This window comes from Litchfieldella xinjiangensis, from assembly GCF_000759345.1.
Taxonomy (GTDB): Bacteria; Pseudomonadota; Gammaproteobacteria; order Pseudomonadales; family Halomonadaceae; genus Litchfieldella_A; species Litchfieldella_A xinjiangensis.
The window spans coordinates 731,233-751,339 of sequence record NZ_JPZL01000002.1; the positions used below are offsets into that span (position 1 = coordinate 731,233).

Consider the following 20,107-nt stretch of genomic DNA (forward strand, 5'->3'; position numbering starts at 1 on the left):
GTCAGCGCGCCGGGTCGATTCGTCCATTGAGTGAGGCGTTGCGCCGGAACCAGCCGGCAATGCTGGCGCGGGGCAGGCGCGTCGGTAGCACCTCATGGGGCACGGTTTCGGAAAGAAAACAGGCGAAGGTGCCCGCGCGCGGCACGACCCGGGCCACCTCACGCTCGGGATCGGCGGGCTCGAACAGGGCCATCTCACCACCGCCGTCTTCGGGCCACTCGGGATTGAGATAGAGCACGGTCGAGATCACGCGATTGGCACGCCCTTGAAAACTGTCGACGTGCTTCTTGTAGAACGCGCCAGGCGGGTACTGGGCGAAATGCGCCTCGAATTCGAATAACCCCAGATAAAGGGCGTGATTGAGCTCGCGCTGCAGCAGCCCCATGGAATCGAGGTATTGCCGCTGAGGCAGACTTTCCCGGTCGAGCCAATGGATGGCGTCACCACGAATGTCGCGACGCACATTGTGTTGATTGCCGCGTCCGATGCCGGCATCGGCCAGTGCGTCGTGCTCTGCCAAGGCCATGACTTCACGATACAGGGCGTGGCAAAGCTCGGCCTCGATGAAGGCCTCGCCGACGAACCAGCCTTTTTCAACCAGCTGGTCGACCAGCGGGGCGAGCCGATTGGCTTCGAGCGGGATGTCGTCATACGAGAATAACAGAGGCACCTCCCAGGCGTGTCGGCGAGGCCAGTGGCCTCGGTATGGGCGCAGTATGGCTTATACCGTACGTGTCGTGGAGGCGGTCAAGGTTCGGGCGGCAGTACGACGCGCCGGGTAATGACAAAGCCAGCCTTCGGCGGGCTCGTGGTAAAGGCTGATTCGGCTGCCGAAGCCTTCGACCAGCAACTCCACCAGCATCATCGCCGACAACCCCCAGATAACGTGGTCTCCTGCACGGTAGCTGGGCACGTAATGGGGCCGTCCGTCGACGGGTATTACATCGGTATGGGTGCGGCGATCCTCGAGAAAGTGGCTCAACGGTACCTCGAAGATGGCATCGAGTTCGCCGGGGTCGGCGCGCAGGGGGAGGTCAGGCGGAATCAACCCTACGTATGGCGTGACGGCGATACCATGCAATGAAATCAGATCACCGAGGCGACCGACCAGGTCGACGTTCCCGGGCGGCAAGGCGATTTCCTCCTCGGCCTCACGCAGGGCAGTGGCCAGCAGGTCGGCATCGCCGGGCTCCCATTTTCCACCGGGGAAGGCGACCTGGCCGCTGTGCTGCTTGAGATGGCCGGCACGGCGGGTAAACAGCAGGGTCGGCTCGGCACGTGTGACGATCGGCAGCAAGACGGCGGCCTGTGGCAGCTCGGTGACCAGGCGGCGAGGCGTGTGTGCTTGCAGGCGCTCACGTAGTTTCTCTAACATGGGACGTCCATTGGGTTTCATCTCTTGTACCCAGCCCTCTCTGGTGCGTCAAGGACCGGTCCGGGCCGCCTGGAAGCGGCGAGCCGAGAATCCGAGCTAGGAGTCCCATGAATTTCTGCAGCCACTGTGGTCACAAGGTTCACGTCGCGGTTCCAGAGGGGGATAACCGGCCCCGTTATCTGTGCGAGACCTGCGGAACGATCCATTACCAGAATCCGCGTATCATTGCCGGCACGCTGCCCGTCAAGGGAAGCCAGGTCCTGTTATGCAAGCGGGCCATCTCGCCACGCAAGGGCTACTGGACCCTGCCGGCCGGTTTCATGGAAAACGCCGAGACCACGGGCGAGGCTGCCATTCGCGAGACGCTGGAGGAAGCCTGTGCCGATGTCTCCCTCCAGGGGCTATATACCCTGATCAATCTACCGCATATCAACCAGGTCTACATGATCTACCTGGCCCGGCTCGAGGGCGGTTTCGACATCGGCCCTGAAAGCCTGGAAGTCTCGCTGTTCGAGGAACACGAGATCCCGTGGGAATCGCTGGCGTTCCCCACCATCGAGCGCACCCTGCATCACTTCTATGCCGACCGGGATGAGGGTGCATTTCCTCTGCATGTCAGCGATATCACCGCCGAGGATCGGGAGCGTTACTTCGGTAGCGCCTGAACTCCCCAGTAACGAAACAATCAATCGCGGTCAATGTTGAACGGCGACCATGCCTGGCGTGTCGGCATGATTTCCAATCGATTGATATTGATGTGGTCGGGCAGGGTAGCCACGTAATAGATCTGCTCGGCAATATCTTCCGCCTGTAACGGCGTGGTGCCGCTGTACAGTTTGTCCGAGGCTTCCTGGTCGCCCTTGGTGCGCACCAGGGTGAACTCGGTCTCGGCCATGCCTGGGGCGACATCCGTCACTCGCACGCCGGTGCCCAGCAGATCGCAGCGAAGGTTGTATCCGAACTGCTCGACGAAGGCCTTGGTGGCGCCATAGACGTGTCCGCCGGGATAGGGCCAATGCCCCGCTACCGAGCCCAGGTTGACGATGCTGGCGCCCTTGCCGGTTTCAATCAGCGACGGCAGCACGGCATGGGTCACGTTGACCAGGCCGGTCACGTTGGTATCGATCATGGTGTGCCAGTCCTTGAGAGCGACCTTCTGTGCCGGCTCGGGGGCCAGGGCCAGTCCAGCATTGTTGACCAGGCAGGTCACCGGACGAAACTCCGATGGCAAATCGGCGACGGCCTTGCTCACGGCCTCGGCATCCCGCACATCCAGGGTGACGGCATGTACGGCTGCCTTGTCGCCGAGTTCCTGCTTGAGGTCATCGAGTCGTTCGGTACGACGGCCAGTGATGATGACCGACCAGCCAGCCTCGGCAAACCGTCGGGCGGTGGCGCGACCGAAGCCGGAGGTGGCACCGGTGATCAGAGCTACGGGCATTGAGTCTCTCCTTGTTATGCTTGATAGATAAAGAAATTGAAGGGGGCCTGACTCTATTTCACCCCAATCGTCAGAATTCCTCCAGCCGCCACACTTCGTAGGCCGGTTCCTCATAAGGATGGGCGAGCTTGAGCGCGGCCACGGCGGCGTGAATCAGGCTCTCGTCGCAGACCAGCTCGACCTTGAGCTCCTCGACCCGCTCCAGTTCACCGACTCGGCCGATATGCGGGGCGGCGCCATCCAATGGGCGGAACTGGCCGGTGCCGCGTGTTTCGAAACAGCACGCCTCGTAGTCGCCCAGGCGGCCGGCACCGCTTCTAAAAACCGCTTCCTTGACGCTCTCGGCGTCCTCCACGGGGACGAAGAAAGCCAACTTGTACATGGCATCGCTCCTGTTTACGCCGGGTTCGTTTTGCCACAATGGTTCTTTTGCCATAGTAGTAGGGCGTTATCGTCTCAGCAGGCGTTGCCACGCTGCAAGCAATGCTCTGGACACACAGGATGGTGTCCCAATCAACCGCAGGAGGCCGGATGGAACGCGCGCTACACGAACTATTGGAATCGCTGGGCCTTGCCCCGAATGGTGAGCCACAGCCCTTGTCCGGAGGCGACATCGCCGAAGTTGCCTGGCTCGATACGCGTCAGGGCCCCGTGGTAGTCAAGCGTGACAGCCATGAGCGCATCGAGGCCGAAGCCGACGGACTGCATGCACTGCACCAGGCCGGTACCCGGTTGATCGTGCCCGAGGTGCTTGGGACTGTGGATGGCTGGATGGTGATGGAAGCGCTGGAAAGCGATACCGGTTCGACACACAGTGCCATTACGCTGGGGGAAGGGCTGCGCGAGTTGCATGCGGTCACAGGCGATACGCATGGCTGGGCACGGGACAATTTCTGCGGGCTGACACCCCAATCCAACACGCCCATTGCCAACGGACGGGCCTTTCAGCGTGAGCGGCGATTGGTGCCTATGGCCCATGCTTGTCAGGAGAAGGGGCTGATGGATACGGCCCTGCGTGAGCGGATCGAAGCGGTGGCCGATGCGCTCGAACGCTGGCTACCGGACACCCGGGCCAGTCTGGTACATGGCGACCTATGGTCGGGCAACGTTCTCCAGACCCGCCGGGGGCCGGCAATCATCGATCCGGCAATCTATCGTCATTATCCCGAAGTCGACCTGGCGATGCTGACGCTATTCGGTTCACCCGGCGAGGCGTTTTTCGAAGCCTACTGGAACGGTCGCCGCCCCGACGATTGGCCGAGGCGGCAGGCGTTGTTCCAATTGTACCCGCTGCTCAATCACTTGCTGCTGTTCGGCGGGACCTACCGAAGCGGTGTAGAGCGCTGCGTGGCGCTGCTGGAAGGCTAGAGAGCCGGTGCAATAAACGGTCAGTCTTAGTTCTTTCAGCACAAGCCGACAGCTCCGGTCAGTCCCTCGTCTTGTGCGAAACTGCATTGCTTTGTGCACGGTTTTCGGCTATGCGCAAGTCTGGCATACATACATGAATGTAACTATACTGCCGCTCTTTGGGTCGCTCCGTACGGCCCGCACGCTCAATGTTGACCGTCATCGAATCACGATAAACAGGTGCAAGGCACATGCTAACCACGATAGGCAAGGGACGAGGAAATCTGCTGGCCATGGCAGTGTTGGGGCTGGTACTGGCCGGTTGCGGTGACGGTGGCGAAGAGGGCGGCGCTGCACAGCAACAGCAAGGGCAGCAGCAATCCCCGCCACGCCCGGCCCAGGTCATGGAGATGCAGCGCCAGGATCTGGACCTCGACAAGGCTTACTCGGCCATGCTGCGTAGCGAAAATGAAGTGACACTGGTCGCCCGGGTGACCGGGACACTGGAAGAGCGGCTATTCGAGCCGGGCGACCAGGTGGAGAAAGGCGAGAGCCTCTACACCATAGAACCCGATGTCTACCAGGCAACGGTCAGCCAGCGTGAGGCCGACCTCGAAAGCGCTCAGGCTCAGGCCAACCGTGCCCAGCGTGATGCCGAACGTTTCGAGCGCCTAGTGAGCCAGAATTCTGTCAGCCGTCAGGAGTACGACCAGGCCCAGGCTGAACTGCGTGTCGCACGGGCCAGCGTGGCCCAGGCGCGCGCAGCGCTCGAGAGCGCCCAGATCGATCTGGACTATACCGATGTGACTGCGCCGGTCGCCGGCATGATCGGCTTGAGCAACGTCAACGTGGGCAACCTGGTCAATGCAGGTACTACCTTGGCGACCATTACGCCGCTGGATCCGTTGGAAGTGCGCTTCCAATTACCCCAGCGCGATGCCTTTGCCCTGCGCAACCAGCGTAGCCAGGAAGGCACCGCGCCGATCAAGGCGCATCTCGAGTTGCCAGGCCGTGAAGGGAGCGAGGCCTCCCGCCTGGAAGGGAAACTCGATTTCCTGAGTTCCAGGGTCGATGAGAATACCAGCACCGTGCAGGCCAGCGCCGTTTTCGAAAATCCCCAAGGCGTCTTCCTGCCCGGCCAGTTCGTGCGGGTGCGTCTGGAAGGGCTCAAGCGTTATGACGTGCTAGCCGTGCCGGAGATTGCCGTCACCCAGGGTCTGATGGGGCCGCAAGTATTCGTGCTGGATGAAGACGACACCGCTCGCTCACGTACCGTTCAGCTCGGCGAGATTGCCGGTCCGTGGCAGCTGATCGTCGATGGGCTCGAACCTGGCGACCGTGTGGTGGTCGGCGATCCGGCCGGTATCGAGCCGGGTACACCGATCGAGGCGCAGCCCTTCGAAGGCGACGCCGAACAGATTGTCGAGAATGTCGAGGAAGCGCGCGAAGAGGCCCAAGAGGAGCAAATGCAGCAGGCCGAAGCGGCCCAGGGCGGACCGCCCGCAGGGGGCGACGCCGAAGAGGGCGATGCCGCTGGTGATGCTCCTGCTGAGGGCGCCGAGGCCCAGAGTGGCGACGATGCCGAGGGAGACCGGGCGGAATGAATTTTTCCAACTTCTTCATCAAGCGGCCGATCTTCGCCACGGTCCTCGCCATCATCCTGACGATCATCGGGGTGATGAGCATGCGGGTCCTGCCGATCGAGCAATACCCTAGCGTGGTACCGCCCACGGTGTCGGTTCAGGCCAGTTTCCCCGGGGCCAATGCCGAGACCGTGGCACAGACCGTCGCCGCCCCGCTGGCCGAGGCGATCAACGGGGTCGAGGACATGCTCTACATGACCTCGACCAGCGCCGACAATGGCTCGATGAGCCTCAATGTGGCATTCAACATCGGCACCGATGGCGACATCAACACCATCAATGTCAATAACCGGGTCCAGGGCGCACTGTCGCAGCTGCCCGAGGCGGTGCAATCCCAGGGTGTGCAAGTGGAGCTTCGCTCCAGCTCGATCCTGATGCTGGTGGCCTTGATCTCGCCGCAGGGCGATTACGGCAAGGTCTTCATGCAGAACTACGCCACGCTGAACATCCTCGATGAGCTGCGCCAGGTATCTGGTGTGGGCAACGCCGAGGTGTTGGGCGGTGGTGAGTTCGCCATGCGTATCTGGATGGACCCGCACAAACTCGCGCAGTACGACCTGACGCCCAGCGAAGTGGCCAGCGCCATTCGGGCGCAGAATACCGAAGTGCCTGCGGGTAGCCTGGCGGCGACCCCACAGAGCGAACCGCGTGCCTATACCTATACGATCACGGCGGGGGGCCGCCTATCTAACCCCGACGATTTCCGTGAGATTTACCTGCGCACCAATCCCGACGGTTCGTCGCTACGTCTGGCAGACGTCGCCCGTATCGAGCTAGGCGCCTCGTTCTACGGGGTCGACGCGCGGCTCAACGGTGCGTCCATGACGCCGATCATCATCAACCAGCAACCCGGGGCCAACGCGCTGGAAACGGCCGATGCGGTCAAGGCCACCATGAACGAGCTGGCGTCGCGCTTCCCGCCGGGCCTCGAGTACGTGGTGCCTTATGACACCACGCTGTTCATCGATGCCTCGGTCGAGACGGTGGAACATGTCTTCGTCGAAGCGTTCCTGATCGTACTGGTGATCCTGTTCATCTTCCTGCAGAACTGGCGCTTCACCATCATCGCCATGTCGGTCGTGCCGGTGTCGGTATTGGCCACCTTCGCTGGGTTCTACGTCTTCGGCTTCTCGATCAACTTGTTGACCCTGTTCGCGTTGGTGCTATCCATCGGGATCGTGGTCGATGACGCCATATTGGTCGTGGAGAACGTCGAACGCGTTCTCAGTGAAGACGAGTCTATCAGCGTGCGCAATGCCACGATCCGCGCCATGAAAGAGGTCGGTGGGCCGGTTATTGCCACCTCGTTGATCATGGCGGCAGTCTTCGTGCCAGTGGCCTTCCTGGGCGGCTTCACCGGGCAGATCTATCAGCAGTTCGCCCTGACCGTAGCGATATCTGTCGCCTTCTCGGCATTGATGGCGCTGACCTTCACACCCGCATTGTCGGCGATCTTCATCAAGCACAAGCCCAAGGGCGCTGGCGAATCGAAGTTGATGCGGGCGCTCAATACGCCACTGCGCCTGTTCGATCGGTTCTTCGCCTGGGTGACGGCGGTTTACCTGTGGGTGGTGCGTTTGCTGGTCAAGCACTGGTTCGTTGCACTCATGCTGACCATAGCGACCGGTGTGGGATCCTACTGGCTGTACGAGCGAACCCCGTCGACGATGGTGCCCGAAACCGATCAGGGCATCGTGCTGGCGAGTGTCTCGCTGCCGGATTCGGCGTCTCTGGCGCGGACCCAGGAGTACATGGCCAAGCTCAGCTACGAGATCGAACAGATTCCCGGGGTACAGTATTCCTCGGCGGTAGCCGGTTACGACATCCTGTCGAGCGCGGTGAATACGGCGCGCGGGATCATCTTCGTCAACATGGCGCCCTGGGACGAGCGTGAACTGACCGCCACACAGCTGGTGGGTCGCATCATGCAACTGGGGGCGCAGATCGAAGGGGGCTCGGCAATGGCCTTCAATGCGCCGCCGATCATGGGGCTGTCCACCACCGGCGGGTTCACCGGCTACCTGCAATCCTATGAGGGGGCCTCGCCAAAAGAGCTCTATCAGGCCTCGCTGAAGGTGATGCAGGCGGCGAACCAGCACCCGGTATTGCAGCGCGTATTTACTACCTTCAACACCAACGTGCCTTCGTATCGCGCGGAGATCGACCGACAGAAAGCGCTGAGCTACGGCGTATCGCTCGAGGCCTTGAACAGCACGCTGGCGAATACCTTTGGTAACGGCTTCGTCAATTTCTTCAACTACCAGAACCGCAACTTCCAGGTCTACCTGCAGAACGAGGACGAGTTCCGCAAGACGCCGGACGATATCGCCAACGTGCATGTGCGCGGCGGCGATGGCGAGCGCATTCCGCTCTCCGAATTCGTCGAGCTCGAGCGGCAGGCCGGGCCGGCCGTGGTGACACGCTTCGGGGTGTACATCGGTGCCCAGTTCCAGGGCGGGCCGGCGCCGGGTTACAGCTCGGCACAGGCGATCGAAGCCATGGATGAGATCGTTCAGCAGGAGCTGGGAGGCAACTGGGGCATGGGCTGGACAGGCACGGCCTATCAGGAAGCCAACATGGGCAACACCGCGACACTGGCCATCGTCTTCGGCCTGATCATGGTCTTCCTGATCCTTGCTGCCCAGTACGAGAGCTGGTCGTTGCCGCTGGCGGTACTCACCGCCACGCCGTTCGCCTTCCTCGGCGGGATCGGCGGCATCGCCCTGCGTAGTCTGGAAACCAGTGTCTACGTGCAGATCGGTATGTTGGTGGTGGTGGGGCTGGCGGCCAAGAACGCTATCCTGATCGTCGAATTCGCCGAGATGCAGCGCAAGGAGCTGGGGCAGACGATTCGTGAGGCCGCCGTCTCCGCGGCAGAGCTTCGCTTCCGTCCGATCGTGATGACCTCGCTGGCCTTCATCTTCGGCACCCTGCCGCTGGCGCTGGCCACGGGGGCCAGCGACACCAGCAGCCACCATATCGGTACTACGGTGGCGGTCGGTATGGCTTCGGTCGCGGTGCTGGGTAGCTGCTTCGTGCCCACCTTCTACACCATGATCGCGCATGTTTCTGCCTGGATGGGCGAGAAACTGGGCCTCGGTAGCGACCATGACGACGAAACCGACGAGCAGGCCGTCCCGAAACAGCACTGAGCCACGTAGCATGAGGGCCGCCCCACAGGGGCGGCCTTTTTTTACGGCTTAACGAATTCGACCAAAGTCGTAGGTCGTCTGCCTTACGTCACCACTACGCTGAAGACAGGTACACCGGTTCCCTACCCAAGGAGGTGCCGATATGGACCTGCTGATCCAAATTGCGCTGAGCTTTCCGACCCTGATCTTCACCGGTCTGCTGACGCTAGTCGTTGGCTATTGGTTACTGGTTGCCCTGCGGGTGCTACCGGTGGAATTCTTCGAGCGCGACAGCCTGCGTGACGATCATCTCTCGAGTACCTTGGTCTCGCTGGATCTCGGTGGGGTGCCGGCGTCGTTGGCTTTATCGGCACTGTTGTTGCTTGGGGGCGTCATATGTTTCGCCCTGGAGTTCTTCGTGTTACGCCATCTTCCGTTGGGCTTCTTCCGTGTGCCGCTGGGCCTGGTCGTTATCTGGGCATCGCTGGCCTTGGCTACGCCGTTAACCGTCAGCGTCTGTCATGTCATTCGGCGCCGCCTGCATCGCTTTAACGCAAAGCCGACGCGTTGTTTGCTCGGCCATGTGGTCGAGGTCACAAATGAGCCGGATGCTCAGGGGCGCTCTCGGGCACGGCTCATCGAGGATCCCGAGTTCGAAGTGACGCTGCATGGCAAGCAGGAGCGGACCCCGCATATCGGCGATCGTCAGGTATTGGTGAAGTACCTGGCGGAAGAAGGGGGATACCGCAGTGTGCCGCGCAGCGAATACCTGGAAGCCAGCGAGTACCTGCGTAAGCTGCGGCTGCGTCGGCAGCATTCGGCGGGTCGGGGCAGTCACGCACACTGACGTAAGCGGAAGGCATCAGCGCTGCAAGAGCGCGCGGCGCAGCCACGCCCACGGTCGCTGCCACCCGGTTGGCTCCTGGCCATGGCGAGGGGCGCCGTGGGAGAGCTCGAGAAACGCTTTCAGGGGCGTTACCTGTGCCGGACGGTCCAGCATGGGGGCGTGGCCGCAGCCTTTGGCTTCGATACTCGACAGGTCGGGTTGCTCGCGCTTCATGCGCTCCACCACCGCGCGACTCAAGAGTGGCGACTGCTCGCCACGAATCACCATCAGCGGGCAACGGATCTTGCCCCAATCGGCCCATAGATCGCGGGGTGTATCATGCACGAACTGCTCGGCGATCCGCGGATCGTAGTGAAAGGTCCAGCTGCCGTCAGGCAGGCGACGCGCGCTTTCCAGGGCCAGCCGACGCCAGGCCGCCTCGCTGTCGATACCGAACCCGGCGTAATGCTCGCGTAGCTCGTCAGCCAAAGCGGTAAATGTGGCGAAGCGATGGGGAACGCTGAAGTAACGGCTCAGGTCGCGTAACCCGTCGCGTTCGAGCTCGGGCCCTACGTCATTGATGACCAATCGCTCGATACGCGGCGCATGCGTGTCGCTTGCCGCCAACAACATACCCAGCAGGCCGCCCATGGACGTGCCGACCCAGGCCACGCGCTCTAGCTCGAAATGATCGAGCACGCCGATGGCCACGTCCATATAATGGCTGTACAGGTAATCCTGCGCTGGGAACAGCGACCAGCTCGACAGGCCTCGCCCCGGGGCATCCGGTGCCAGCAAACGCCACGTCGGCCCCAGCTCACGTGCCAACGCGTCGAAATCGCCCCCATGGCGAGCCAGACCGTGCCATGCGACGACCGTGCGCGGGGCTTCGGGATGCCAGATTCGAACGGCAACTTCCAACTGGCGAACGGTAATCAGGGCCAGGTCATCCATAGAAACGCTCCCCCTATGTGACACGACCCTGAGTGTAGCGGAATCTTGCTGCGTTGCAGCAGGCTTAGCGACGCATGAGCGTGAATAGCGTATCCACGAGTTGCTGTCCGTCGCGCACGATCGAGTAGCGTTCAGGATCGCGCAGCCAATCGTGAAGCAGGCCGCCGAGCGTCGATTGCAACAGGCGTGCGGCCAACTCTGGCGACAAGCCCTCTTTCATCAGCTCTAGCTCATGGGCGCGACGGAAGTGATCGAGGATATCGTCGAAGCATTGCTGGGCGAGAGCATTCTGCATTTCAAGGGGATTGATGTCGCTGAAGAACTCACAGCGATGAATCAAGATCGACAGGATTCGCTGGTAGCTGGGCTGTTCGAGCCGTTGCAGGCTGGCGTGGCACGCCAGGCGGATCGTCTCCAACGGTGAGGCATCGGCATTCAGACGAGCCGCTTCCTCTGCAAGCTCCTCGAACGGCATGCGAACCCGTTCGAGCAACGCCATGAACAGGTCGCCCTTGTTGCGAAAATGCCAATACACGGCACCCCGCGTCATATCGGCATGGCGTGCAATCTGCTCCAGCGAGGTGCGGGCCACGCCTTTCTCGTAGAAGACTTCTTCGGCGGCATCCAGCAGGGCTTCGCGGGTGGCGGCGGCTTCCGCTTTGGTCTTTCTGGCCATGGCGTGCTCGTCTTGGTGGACCTGGATGCCATTCTAACGCAATACATTGTTATTTACATACATGATTGTATGCTTGAAAGGGAAACTTGACCCAGGTCGTCTTACACGAGGTCAGTCGGGGGTCGTCAAGCTCGCATGAGACAGGTATAAAAGGAAACACTGTTCTTGTCAGGATGTCGATATGGCCCGCGCCCCCTTCGAAATTGCCGGTACCCGTGTGGCACCGGGCTCACGTGCCCAGATCGATGTGCCCGTGGCCAAGCTCTACACCCATGCACCGCTACACATCCCGGTCGAAGTGGTCCACGGCCGCCAGAGCGGCCCGGTCATGCTGGTGTGCGGTGCCATACACGGGGACGAGATCAATGGGGTCGAGATCGTGCGTCGCCTGTTGCGTTCCAAGGCGATACGCCCCTTGCGCGGCACCCTGATCGCGGTGCCCATCGTCAACGTATTCGGCTTCGTGCAGCACACTCGCTACCTGCCCGACCGGCGCGACTTGAACCGCTGCTTCCCGGGAACGGAGGAAGGCTCGCTCGGGTCGCGTATTGCCGCACTGTTTCGCGAACAGATCGTCGATCTCGCCACGCACATCATCGACCTGCATACCGGGGCGATTCATCGTACCAACCTGCCGCAGATCCGCGCCCAGTTGGTGCCCGATAGCGAAACCGATGCCATGGCGTCGGCCTTCGGCGCGCCGGTGATCCTCAATGCCGAGTTAAGAGAGGGCAGTATCCGCCATTACGCACAGAACCGGGGCGTGCCGGTGCTGACCTACGAGGCGGGAGAGGCATTGCGTTTCGATGAGTGGGCCATTGGCCCGGGGGTGCGCGGCATACTGCGGGTCATGAGGCGCATTGGCATGCTATCCGGCGATCAGCGCCGGCGTGCTCCGCGGGCGGCCGAAGTGGCCAATGGCTCGAGCTGGGCGCGGGCGCCCATCGACGGTATTCTGCGCCCCAAGGTGCGTCTCGGGGCCCGCGTGGCCAAGGGCGAGATTCTCGGTGTGGTGGCCGATCCCTTCGGCAATGCCGAAGGCGAGGTGCGTGCCAATGCCGATGGCATCGTCATCGGCATGAGCAACCTGCCGCTGGCCAACGAGGGTGAGGCGCTATTTCACGTCGCCCGCTTCGAAGCCATCGAGGAAGCCGAGAACGCTGTCGAAAGTTTCCAATCCGACTACCCGGCCAACGCGACCAATCATTGATCGGGTAGCGTTGGCAGGTACTCAGGCGGCAAAGTACTTACGCGGTGAGTGCGGTGCTTGCGTTGGCTTCCGGTACCAGGCCCAAGGCATCGTCGAATACCGACAGGCCCGCGCCATCGCGATGGGCATTCTCGGAAAGGTGCCGGCGGAAACGCCGCCCGCCGGGGCAGCCCTGGAACAGGCCGAGCACATGGCGGGTAATGTGATTGAGGCGTGCGCCTTCCTCGAGTCGCATGGCGATATACGGGCGCAGGGCGCGCGCCGCCTGGTGCCGGGTCGCCGCCGGCCCAGGCTCTCCGTATAGCGCGGCATCCACCTCGGCCAGCAGCCAAGGGTTCTGATAGGCTTCGCGCCCGAGCATCACGCTATCGACGTGCTCAAGATGGCTACGGCAATCCTCAAGCGTCTTGATGCCGCCATTGATGCCGATGTGCAGCTCGGGTCGGCTGGCCTTGAGGCGATAGACCCGCGGATAGTTGAGCGGGGGCACATCGCGGTTTTCCTTGGGCGACAGGCCCTGAAGCCACGCCTTGCGCGCGTGGACGATGAAGGTGTCGCAGCCGGCATCGGCCACCGTCTCGATGAAGCGCGTCAGGTCGGCATCCTCATCCTGATCGTCGATGCCGATACGGCACTTCACCGTGACCGGAATCGAGACCGCCTCGCGCATGGCACGAACCGCCGCTGCCACCTTGTCGGGGTGCGCCATCAGGCAGGCACCGATCAGATTGTTCTGCACCCGATCGCTGGGGCAGCCCACGTTGAGATTGACCTCGTCATAGCCCCACGCCTCGGCAATCGCCGCGCACTCGGCCAGTTCGCCGGCATCACTGCCGCCGAGCTGCAAGGCCAGCGGATGCTCGACCTCGCTGTAGCCCAGGAAGCGCTCGCGGGGGCTGCCGTGCAGGATCGCACCGGTGGTGACCATTTCGGTATACAGCAGGGCACGCCGCGTCAGCGTGCGGGCGAATGCACGGTAGTCACGTGTGGTCCAATCCATCATCGGCGCCACGGAGAACGTTCTATCCAGCGCAGGGCGCGTTATTTCATCACTCATAGGTTTCGCTGAGACTTGCCTTCGGCAATGTTGGGATCTCGAGTCGGTGCCCTTGGCATGGCATCGATGGATGCGCGCGAGTGCCTGCACGTATGCCTGGGATCCGAAGAAAGGGCGGCAGTTTCGCATATCTGAACGCAAACCGCATGGCTAACACGAGTCCAACTGACCTCGATAGTTATTCATATGATGATCTCATCGCAGCGGTCATCACCGACCAAAATTGTCATAGATCTCTTACACGCATTCATAACCCAGGTTAAACCCCGTGCCTGGTCTATGTGGGACCATGCTTTTCCAGAGCCAGGACGGCTCTGACGAAGGAACCCGAGCAAGGATTGCTCGACGACCCAAGGATGCGCGAACAGGATGTTCGTGGAGTGTGTAGCAAGGAAGCGTGTATGAAGAAGCCCGGCCTTGATGGCCGGGCTTCTTCGCGTTTGCCTGTTTGAAAAGCCCACCTCGACCGCTTTCCCCTGGTTCCTGCTATCGTACGGACGACACCCGCCGGGATAGGAGCGATCAACTGCCGGGACGACGTAATGTGATGGAGAGCACCTGGGTCGATGTGGGTGGACGACGCATCCACACTCGCTGGAACCCCTCGGCAACAGCCACTGACCAGCCGCCGATCGTGCTGGTGCATGGCTGGGGTGTGTCTGGCGGCTACTTCACGCCGACGGCGGAGCGGCTCGCCCAACGCGGCTACGCCGTTTACGTTCCCGACCTGCCCGGCCACGGTAAAAGCGACACGGCGGATGCGCCGTTGGATATCGCTGGCTTGGCTGATGTATTGATTGAATGGCTGGATGCCATGGGCATCGGTCGAGCCGATTGGGTAGGGCACTCGATGGGCTGCCAGATGGTGGTCGATGTGAGCGTTCGCTATCCCTCGCGAGTCAGGCGATTGGCCTTGATGGGCCTTACCACTGATCCGGCTCACTGCAGTGCGCCTGCTCAATTCTTTCGCGCCTTGTACGCCTGCGCGTTCGATCGGCCCGGGCTGCTCTACTACCTGATCAAGGATTACATGCGCATGGGGACGCGGCTGTGGCCGGAGGCCTTGGCGATGCTGCGCGATCCGGTGGAAGAGAAACTGACAAAACTCACACAGCCGGTGCTGCTGATGCGCGGCCAGCGTGATGCCATCGCGCCACAACGCTGGCTCGAGAGGGCGGCACAGCTAGCGAGAGCCGAACGGGTGGTCACCATCCCCAAGTGGGGTCATAACATCAATTACAGTGCGCCTGACGCTGTCGTCGCCGAACTGTGCGATTTCCTGGATCCGCCAGCGAGCTGATCAAGCGAACTTCATGGTTATAATGCCCGCCACGATGAGCAGGGCGGCGATGACGCGCAACGGGGTGATGGCTTCCCCCAGCCAAAGGACACCGACCACGAACGCCCCGATGGCGCCGATCCCCGTCCACACCATGTACGCCGTGCCCAGCGGCAACTGACGCATCGCCAACGACAGCAGGCCGAAGGAGCCGATCATGGCGACCAGCATGATGGCGGTGGGAACGAACCGCGTGAAGCCGTGCGATTGCTTCATCGCGTAGGCCCAGACGACTTCTAGCACCCCAGCCACGCCCAGAATCAACCAAGCCATGTATTTTCCCTAGTCCAAACGTTTTCCCAAACCATCGTCTCTCCAGCCTCGGAGTGAGCGATCACTCACCCAGCCTCAACGTAGCTTGGTAGCTCGCAAGGCCTGCTCACGGGCAGGGGGGTGAAAGGTATCCGTGCGCGCCGTGGCCCAATAGTCGCGGAAAACGGCGTGATCGGGCATGCCATTCAGCAGCTCATCCGGTTCCAGATGGGGGAACAGCGCGGCAAACGAGCGTATCTCATTCATCGAGACACGACGCAGTACATGTTCCGGGCCCAGCTCGCTAGTGTCGTTCAGGCCAGCTGCAGCGAGCATCTCGGCCAGCGCCTTCAGGGTATTGTCGTGATAGTGGTAAACCCGCTGGGTCTTGTCGGCGATGTCCAGCTTCTTGCTTCGACGGGTGTCCTGGGTCGCCACGCCACTGGGGCATCGGTCGGTATGGCAGGCCCGGGCTTGAATACAGCCCAAGGCGAACATGTAGCCTCGTGCGGCGTTGCACCAGTCCGCGCCCAGGGCAATGGTGCGGGCGATATCGAAGGCGGATACGATCTTGCCGGCGGCCCCGATATGGATCCTGGTGCGCAGCCCCGCGCCCACCAGCGTGTTGTGAACCAGCAGTAGCGCTTCGGTCAGAGGCATGCCCAGCCGGTTGATGAACTCCAGCGGTGCGGCGCCGGTACCGCCTTCGCCGCCGTCCACCACGATGAAATCGGGATGCTGCTCTGATTCCAGCATGGCCTTGACCAGCCCGAACCACTCCCAGGGGTGGCCAATGGTCAGCTTGATGCCCACCGGCTTGCCCCCCGAAAGTACCCGCAGGCGCGAGATGAACGCCATCATTTCCAGCGGTGTCGTGAACGCCGAGTGGGCGTAGGGTGAAATAACGTCTTCGCCGACCGGGACGCCGCGCGTCGCGGCAATTTCGGGCGTCACCTTGGCGCCGGGCAGGATACCCCCATGGCCGGGCTTGGCGCCCTGGCTGAGCTTGAGCTCGATCATCTTGACTTGATCGAGTTGAGCACCGGCGGCGAAACGCTCATCGCTGAACGTGCCATCCTCGTTGCGGCAGCCGAAATATCCCGAGCCGATCTCCCATACGAGGTCGCCGCCTTGGCGGTGATAGGGCGAAATCGCCCCTTCCCCGGTGTCATGGTAGAAGTTGCCCAGGCGGGCGCCGGCGTTCAGTGCGGTGATTGCATTGGCGGACAACGAGCCGAAGCTCATGGCTGAAATATTGAAGACGCTTGCCGAATAGGGCTTGGCGCAATCGGTACCGATAGTCACGCGAAAATCGTGGGAGTCGATGTGGGTGGGGCGCAGCGAGGGGTTGATCCACTCGTACCCCTCGGCATACATGTCCTGCACCGAGCCGAAGGCTTTCTTGTCGAGCACGTTCTTGGCGCGCTGGTAGACCACCGAGCGCTGCTCCCGTGAAAAGGGCACCTGTTCGGTGTCGGACTGAATGAAATACTGACGTATTTCCGGGCCAATCGACTCGAGGAAATAGCGAAAATGCGCCAGGACGGGATAAATGCGGCTTACGGTGTGACGGCGCTGGGTCAGGTCATGGGTGCCCAGCGCGGCTAACAACCCGAAGGGCAGCATCAGCCATGCCCAGGAGGCGCCGAATATGACCGTGGCGATCAGCGAGACCAGGAGCCCGACGATGCTGAGGAGATAGGCGGTATATCGCAACGGGATGCGCGTGTGCGCTGATGACGAACGTAGCAGCCATGTCGGCTTGGGCATGGGCGGGAAAACTCCTGCATCCGAGTAATTGGTAGGCATTGTAGCGACTCGACCCAGCCGGGTGCCATTCGGCCCGCCAAAGCGTGGAGAGCGGCATCAGGAAAAGAAAGAGGCCAAACCAGGTGGCTGATTCGGCCTCGGTGCTACCCTGGCAACGCTAGTTCTTCCGGCGACAGCGTCTCACGAGGGAAAGGAGAACTGGGCGCCTTCGCGAACGCCGGCCGATGGCCAGCGCTGGGTAATCGTCTTGCGCTTGGTATAAAAGCGCACGGCATCCGGGCCATAGGCGGAGAGATCGCCAAATAGCGAGCGCTTCCAACCCCCGAAGCTGTGGTAAGAGACCGGGACCGGTAGCGGGACGTTGATTCCCACCATGCCTACCTGGATATTGTCGCTGAAGTAGCGGGCCGCTTCGCCGTCGCGGGTGTAGATGCAGGTCCCGTTGCCGTATTCGTGATTGTCGATCAGCCTCATGGCATCGTCCATGGAATGGGCGCGGACCACCAGCAGGACCGGCCCGAAGATCTCTTCCTGATAACAGGTCATCTCCGGTGTGACGCGATCGATCAATGTGCCGCCGACGAAGAAGCCGTTTTCGGCACCGTCCACCCTGGGTCGACGGCCATCCACCACCACCTCGGCACCCTGTTGCTCGGCGCTGTCGATGTAACCGACCACCTTGTCGCGATGGGCGGCGGTAATCAGCGGACCGAAGTCATTGCTCTCGTCCGAGAACACGCCGACCTTGAGGCGTTCCATCTGGACTTTCATCTTGCCGATCAGCGTGTCCGCAGCGGCGTCGCCCACGGCAACCGCGACGGAGAGGGCCATGCAGCGTTCACCCGAGGAGCCGAAGGCTGCCCCGGTCAGCGAGTTGACGACATTATCCATGTCGGCGTCGGGCATCACGATGGCGTGATTCTTGGCGCCGCCCAGGGCCTGGCAGCGCTTGCCGTTGGCACTGGAGCGTGAATAGATGTACTCGGCAATCGGGGTGGAACCCACGAAGCTCACCGCCTGTACCCGCGGGTTGTCGAGCAGGGTATCGACGGCTTCCTTGTCGCCATTGACGACGTTGAGCACGCCGGCGGGTAAACCTGCTTCCATGGCCAGCTCGGCAATGAAGAGGGTGGATGTCGGGTCGCGTTCGGAAGGCTTGAGCACGAAGGTATTGCCGCAGGCGATGGCCATGGGGTACATCCACAGCGGGACCATGGCCGGGAAGTTGAACGGGGTGATACCCGCGACCACGCCCAGCGGCTGAAATTCGCTCCAGGAATCGATCCCAGGGCCGGTATTCTTGCTGTGCTCGCCCTTGAGCAGTTCCGGCACGCCGCAGGCATACTCCACGTTCTCGATACCGCGTTGCAGTTCGCCCTTGGCATCGTGACAGATCTTGCCGTGCTCCTCACCGATCAGGCGGCAGATCTCGTCGGCGTTCTGCTCCAAAAGCTCCCGGAAACGGTACATGACGCGGGCACGCTTGGCCGGTGGCGTAGTGCGCCAGGCCGGGTAGGCGGCCTGGGCAGCGGCAATGGCCTCTTCGACGGTGGCCTTGCTCGCGAGGCTCACCTGACCGGCAACTTCCCCGGTGGAGGGGTTGAAGATGTCCTGGGTGCGTCCTTCGCGGTCGACACGGGTGCCGTTGATCAAATGGCCGAGGGTATTCATGAAAGCCTCTCTATAGGACTGCAGGTATTAGGACTGAAGGTATTGTTTTAATCGAGTTCACTGATAGCGTCGCCCAGCACATTGACGAGACGGTCGATTTCGTCGCGCTCGACGATGAAGGGCAAGCCGAGCTGGATGGTGTCGCCGCCATAACGGACGTAATAGCCCTTGTCCCAGCACTTCATGGCGATCTCGAAGGGGCGACGGCCCGGCTCGCCGGGGTAGGGCTCGATTTGCAGGGCGCCGGCGAGCCCGTAGTTACGAATGTCGCTGATATAGCGTGTGCCCTTCAAGCTGTGCAGGGCGTCTTCGAAGACCGGGCTCATCTCGCGCACGCGCTCGATCAGGCGATCGTTTTCCAGCACATCCAGGGCGGCGAGGGCGGCGGCACACGCCACCGGATGGCCTGAGTAGGTATAGCCGTGGGGCAGCTCGAGCATGTAATCCGGCCCGCCTTGCTCCATGAAGGTGTGATAGATCTCGCTCTGCACGATCACCGCGCCCATGGGTACCGCACCGTTGGTGAGCTGCTTGGCGACGTTCATGATGTCGGGCACTACGCCGAACTCCTCGGCTCCGGTCATGGCCCCCATGCGGCCAAAGCCCGTGATGACCTCATCGAAGATCAGCAAGATGTCATATTGATCGCAGATCTCACGCAGTCGCTTCAAGTAGCCTTGGGGCGGCGGGATCACCCCGGCGGAACCCGCCATGGGCTCGACGATCACGGCAGCGATATTCGAGGCATCGTGCAGGGCGATCAGCTCGAGTAGGTCCTCGGCACGCTCGGCGCCTTGCTCGGGCATGCCGCGTGTGAAGGCGTTTTCCTTCAGCAGGGTGTGGGGCAGGTGGTCAGCATCGACCCCCTGGCCGAACATGGTGCGGTTGGCGGCGATACCGCCCAGGCTGAACCCTCCGAAATTGACCCCGTGATACCCCTTGGCCCGGCCGATGAGCTTGGTCTTGGTCGGCTTGCCCTTTTTACGCCAGTAGGCGCGAGCGATCTTCAACGAGGTGTCGGCGCTCTCGGAGCCCGAGCCGGTGAAAAACACGTGATCCAGCCCCTCCGGCGTCAAGCCGCGGATGCGGTGGGCCAACTCAAAGGCCTTGGGGTGGCCGAATTGAAAGGCGGGAGCATAATCCAGTGTCTTGAGCTGCTGGGCGACCGCTTCGGCGATTTCGGGGCGGCAATGGCCGGCACCGCAGGTCCAGAGCCCAGAAAGACCATCGTAGACCCGGCGGCCTTCGGCATCGGTGAAATAGCTGCCTTCGGCGCCGACAATGATACGTGGATCGCGCTTGAACTGGCGGTTGCCCGTGTAGGGCATCCAGTAGGCGTCCAACTGGTCGGGGCTCAGCCCTGCAGCCTTCGAATTTTCTTGTTCTGTCATGCGGACATCCTCGGTTATAGCCGC

At 61.9% G+C, this 20,107-nt stretch carries 18 protein-coding genes; 7 read left to right on the forward strand and 11 right to left on the reverse strand.

What is annotated here, in order from left to right; all coding sequences use genetic code 11:
• Position 1 precedes the first annotated feature (1 nt).
• Together JH15_RS10735 and JH15_RS10740 are read right to left on the reverse strand one after the other, a co-directional pair.
• Positions 2–670 (reverse strand): 2OG-Fe(II) oxygenase, encoded by a 669-nt coding sequence (locus JH15_RS10735; RefSeq protein WP_231566418.1) that lies wholly within the window; start codon positions 668–670, stop codon positions 2–4.
• 51 nt (positions 671–721) lie between these two features.
• On the reverse strand, positions 722–1,375 hold the full coding sequence (locus JH15_RS10740) for a CoA pyrophosphatase (protein WP_043530083.1): 654 nt from the start codon (positions 1,373–1,375) through the stop codon (positions 722–724).
• A gap of 107 nt (positions 1,376–1,482) precedes the next feature.
• On the opposite strand from JH15_RS10740, the gene JH15_RS10745 reads away from it, so the two are divergent.
• Positions 1,483–2,040, forward strand: a complete 558-nt coding sequence (locus JH15_RS10745; protein WP_043530085.1) for an NUDIX hydrolase — start codon at positions 1,483–1,485, stop codon at positions 2,038–2,040.
• A gap of 20 nt (positions 2,041–2,060) precedes the next feature.
• Here the strand turns inward: JH15_RS10745 and JH15_RS10750 are convergent, their stop codons facing one another.
• Positions 2,061–2,816, reverse strand: a complete 756-nt coding sequence (locus JH15_RS10750; protein WP_043530087.1) for an SDR family oxidoreductase — start codon at positions 2,814–2,816, stop codon at positions 2,061–2,063.
• A 70-nt stretch (positions 2,817–2,886) separates the two neighbouring features.
• A complete protein-coding gene (locus tag JH15_RS10755) occupies positions 2,887–3,198 on the reverse strand; it encodes a YqfO family protein (RefSeq protein WP_043530089.1) in 312 nt (103 codons plus the stop codon).
• A 149-nt stretch (positions 3,199–3,347) separates the two neighbouring features.
• Between JH15_RS10755 and JH15_RS10760 the strand changes: the two genes are divergently transcribed.
• The 4 genes from JH15_RS10760 (at position 3,348) to JH15_RS10775 (ending at position 9,784) form a co-directional block, all read left to right on the forward strand.
• Positions 3,348–4,184 carry a fructosamine kinase family protein gene (locus JH15_RS10760; RefSeq protein WP_043530091.1) on the forward strand — a complete coding sequence of 279 codons (837 nt, stop codon included), beginning with the start codon at positions 3,348–3,350 and terminating at the stop codon, positions 4,182–4,184.
• Between the two features lie 230 nt (positions 4,185–4,414).
• Positions 4,415–5,767 (forward strand): efflux RND transporter periplasmic adaptor subunit, encoded by a 1,353-nt coding sequence (locus JH15_RS10765; protein WP_052384045.1) that lies wholly within the window; start codon positions 4,415–4,417, stop codon positions 5,765–5,767.
• Positions 5,764–8,958, forward strand: coding sequence for an efflux RND transporter permease subunit (locus JH15_RS10770; RefSeq protein ID WP_043530093.1), 3,195 nt, complete (start codon positions 5,764–5,766; stop codon positions 8,956–8,958). The genes JH15_RS10765 and JH15_RS10770 overlap by 4 nt, the downstream gene beginning before the upstream one ends.
• A gap of 142 nt (positions 8,959–9,100) precedes the next feature.
• The gene (locus JH15_RS10775) at positions 9,101–9,784 is read left to right on the forward strand and encodes a hypothetical protein (RefSeq protein ID WP_043530095.1); all 684 of its coding nucleotides are present in this window, start codon (positions 9,101–9,103) and stop codon (positions 9,782–9,784) included.
• Between the two features lie 15 nt (positions 9,785–9,799).
• Here JH15_RS10775 and JH15_RS10780 read toward each other — a convergent pair whose 3' ends face one another.
• Positions 9,800–10,717 (reverse strand): alpha/beta fold hydrolase, encoded by a 918-nt coding sequence (locus JH15_RS10780; RefSeq protein ID WP_043530098.1) that lies wholly within the window; start codon positions 10,715–10,717, stop codon positions 9,800–9,802.
• A gap of 64 nt (positions 10,718–10,781) precedes the next feature.
• A complete protein-coding gene (locus JH15_RS10785) occupies positions 10,782–11,393 on the reverse strand; it encodes a TetR family transcriptional regulator (protein ID WP_043530100.1) in 612 nt (203 codons plus the stop codon).
• A gap of 181 nt (positions 11,394–11,574) precedes the next feature.
• Between JH15_RS10785 and JH15_RS10790 the strand changes: the two genes are divergently transcribed.
• The gene (locus JH15_RS10790; protein WP_043530102.1) at positions 11,575–12,603 is read left to right on the forward strand and encodes a succinylglutamate desuccinylase/aspartoacylase family protein; all 1,029 of its coding nucleotides are present in this window, start codon (positions 11,575–11,577) and stop codon (positions 12,601–12,603) included.
• A 37-nt stretch (positions 12,604–12,640) separates the two neighbouring features.
• Here JH15_RS10790 and dusA read toward each other — a convergent pair whose 3' ends face one another.
• Positions 12,641–13,660 carry a tRNA dihydrouridine(20/20a) synthase DusA gene (dusA, locus tag JH15_RS10795; RefSeq protein WP_043530104.1) on the reverse strand — a complete coding sequence of 340 codons (1,020 nt, stop codon included), beginning with the start codon at positions 13,658–13,660 and terminating at the stop codon, positions 12,641–12,643.
• A gap of 547 nt (positions 13,661–14,207) precedes the next feature.
• On the opposite strand from dusA, the gene JH15_RS10800 reads away from it, so the two are divergent.
• Complete coding sequence (locus JH15_RS10800) at positions 14,208–14,960, forward strand: alpha/beta fold hydrolase (protein WP_043530105.1); 753 nt, start codon at positions 14,208–14,210, stop codon at positions 14,958–14,960.
• Here JH15_RS10800 and JH15_RS10805 read toward each other — a convergent pair whose 3' ends face one another.
• From JH15_RS10805 to aptA, 4 genes are all read right to left on the reverse strand, one after another.
• Positions 14,961–15,272 (reverse strand): DMT family transporter, encoded by a 312-nt coding sequence (locus JH15_RS10805; RefSeq protein ID WP_043530107.1) that lies wholly within the window; start codon positions 15,270–15,272, stop codon positions 14,961–14,963.
• Positions 15,273–15,347: 75 nt separating this feature from the next.
• Positions 15,348–17,021 carry an FMN-binding glutamate synthase family protein gene (locus tag JH15_RS10810; protein WP_052384046.1) on the reverse strand — a complete coding sequence of 558 codons (1,674 nt, stop codon included), beginning with the start codon at positions 17,019–17,021 and terminating at the stop codon, positions 15,348–15,350.
• Positions 17,022–17,201: 180 nt separating this feature from the next.
• Positions 17,202–18,692 (reverse strand): CoA-acylating methylmalonate-semialdehyde dehydrogenase, encoded by a 1,491-nt coding sequence (locus JH15_RS10815; RefSeq protein ID WP_043530109.1) that lies wholly within the window; start codon positions 18,690–18,692, stop codon positions 17,202–17,204.
• Positions 18,693–18,739: 47 nt separating this feature from the next.
• Positions 18,740–20,083: an omega-aminotransferase AptA gene (gene aptA / locus JH15_RS10820; protein ID WP_043530111.1), complete on the reverse strand. Its 1,344-nt coding sequence runs from the start codon at positions 20,081–20,083 to the stop codon at positions 18,740–18,742.
• Positions 20,084–20,107: the final 24 nt, after the last annotated feature.

Bases quoted from the DNA above. Each gene is read 5' to 3' on its own strand.
- JH15_RS10755 (WP_043530089.1), bottom strand. From the start codon at position 3,198: ATGTACAAGTTGGCTTTCTTCGTCCCCGTGGAGGACGCCGAGAGCGTC.
- JH15_RS10775 (WP_043530095.1), top strand. From the start codon at position 9,101: ATGGACCTGCTGATCCAAATTGCGCTGAGCTTTCCGACCCTGATCTTC.
- JH15_RS10800 (WP_043530105.1), top strand. From the start codon at position 14,208: ATGGAGAGCACCTGGGTCGATGTGGGTGGACGACGCATCCACACTCGC.
- JH15_RS10740 (WP_043530083.1), bottom strand. From the start codon at position 1,375: ATGTTAGAGAAACTACGTGAGCGCCTGCAAGCACACACGCCTCGCCGC.
- aptA (WP_043530111.1), bottom strand. From the start codon at position 20,083: ATGACAGAACAAGAAAATTCGAAGGCTGCAGGGCTGAGCCCCGACCAG.
- JH15_RS10790 (WP_043530102.1), top strand. From the start codon at position 11,575: ATGGCCCGCGCCCCCTTCGAAATTGCCGGTACCCGTGTGGCACCGGGC.
- JH15_RS10745 (WP_043530085.1), top strand. From the start codon at position 1,483: ATGAATTTCTGCAGCCACTGTGGTCACAAGGTTCACGTCGCGGTTCCA.
- dusA (WP_043530104.1), bottom strand. From the start codon at position 13,660: ATGAGTGATGAAATAACGCGCCCTGCGCTGGATAGAACGTTCTCCGTG.
- JH15_RS10805 (WP_043530107.1), bottom strand. From the start codon at position 15,272: ATGGCTTGGTTGATTCTGGGCGTGGCTGGGGTGCTAGAAGTCGTCTGG.
- JH15_RS10760 (WP_043530091.1), top strand. From the start codon at position 3,348: ATGGAACGCGCGCTACACGAACTATTGGAATCGCTGGGCCTTGCCCCG.
- JH15_RS10780 (WP_043530098.1), bottom strand. From the start codon at position 10,717: ATGGATGACCTGGCCCTGATTACCGTTCGCCAGTTGGAAGTTGCCGTT.
- JH15_RS10785 (WP_043530100.1), bottom strand. From the start codon at position 11,393: ATGGCCAGAAAGACCAAAGCGGAAGCCGCCGCCACCCGCGAAGCCCTG.
- JH15_RS10765 (WP_052384045.1), top strand. From the start codon at position 4,415: ATGCTAACCACGATAGGCAAGGGACGAGGAAATCTGCTGGCCATGGCA.
- JH15_RS10815 (WP_043530109.1), bottom strand. From the start codon at position 18,692: ATGAATACCCTCGGCCATTTGATCAACGGCACCCGTGTCGACCGCGAA.
- JH15_RS10770 (WP_043530093.1), top strand. From the start codon at position 5,764: ATGAATTTTTCCAACTTCTTCATCAAGCGGCCGATCTTCGCCACGGTC.
- JH15_RS10750 (WP_043530087.1), bottom strand. From the start codon at position 2,816: ATGCCCGTAGCTCTGATCACCGGTGCCACCTCCGGCTTCGGTCGCGCC.
- JH15_RS10810 (WP_052384046.1), bottom strand. From the start codon at position 17,021: ATGCCCAAGCCGACATGGCTGCTACGTTCGTCATCAGCGCACACGCGC.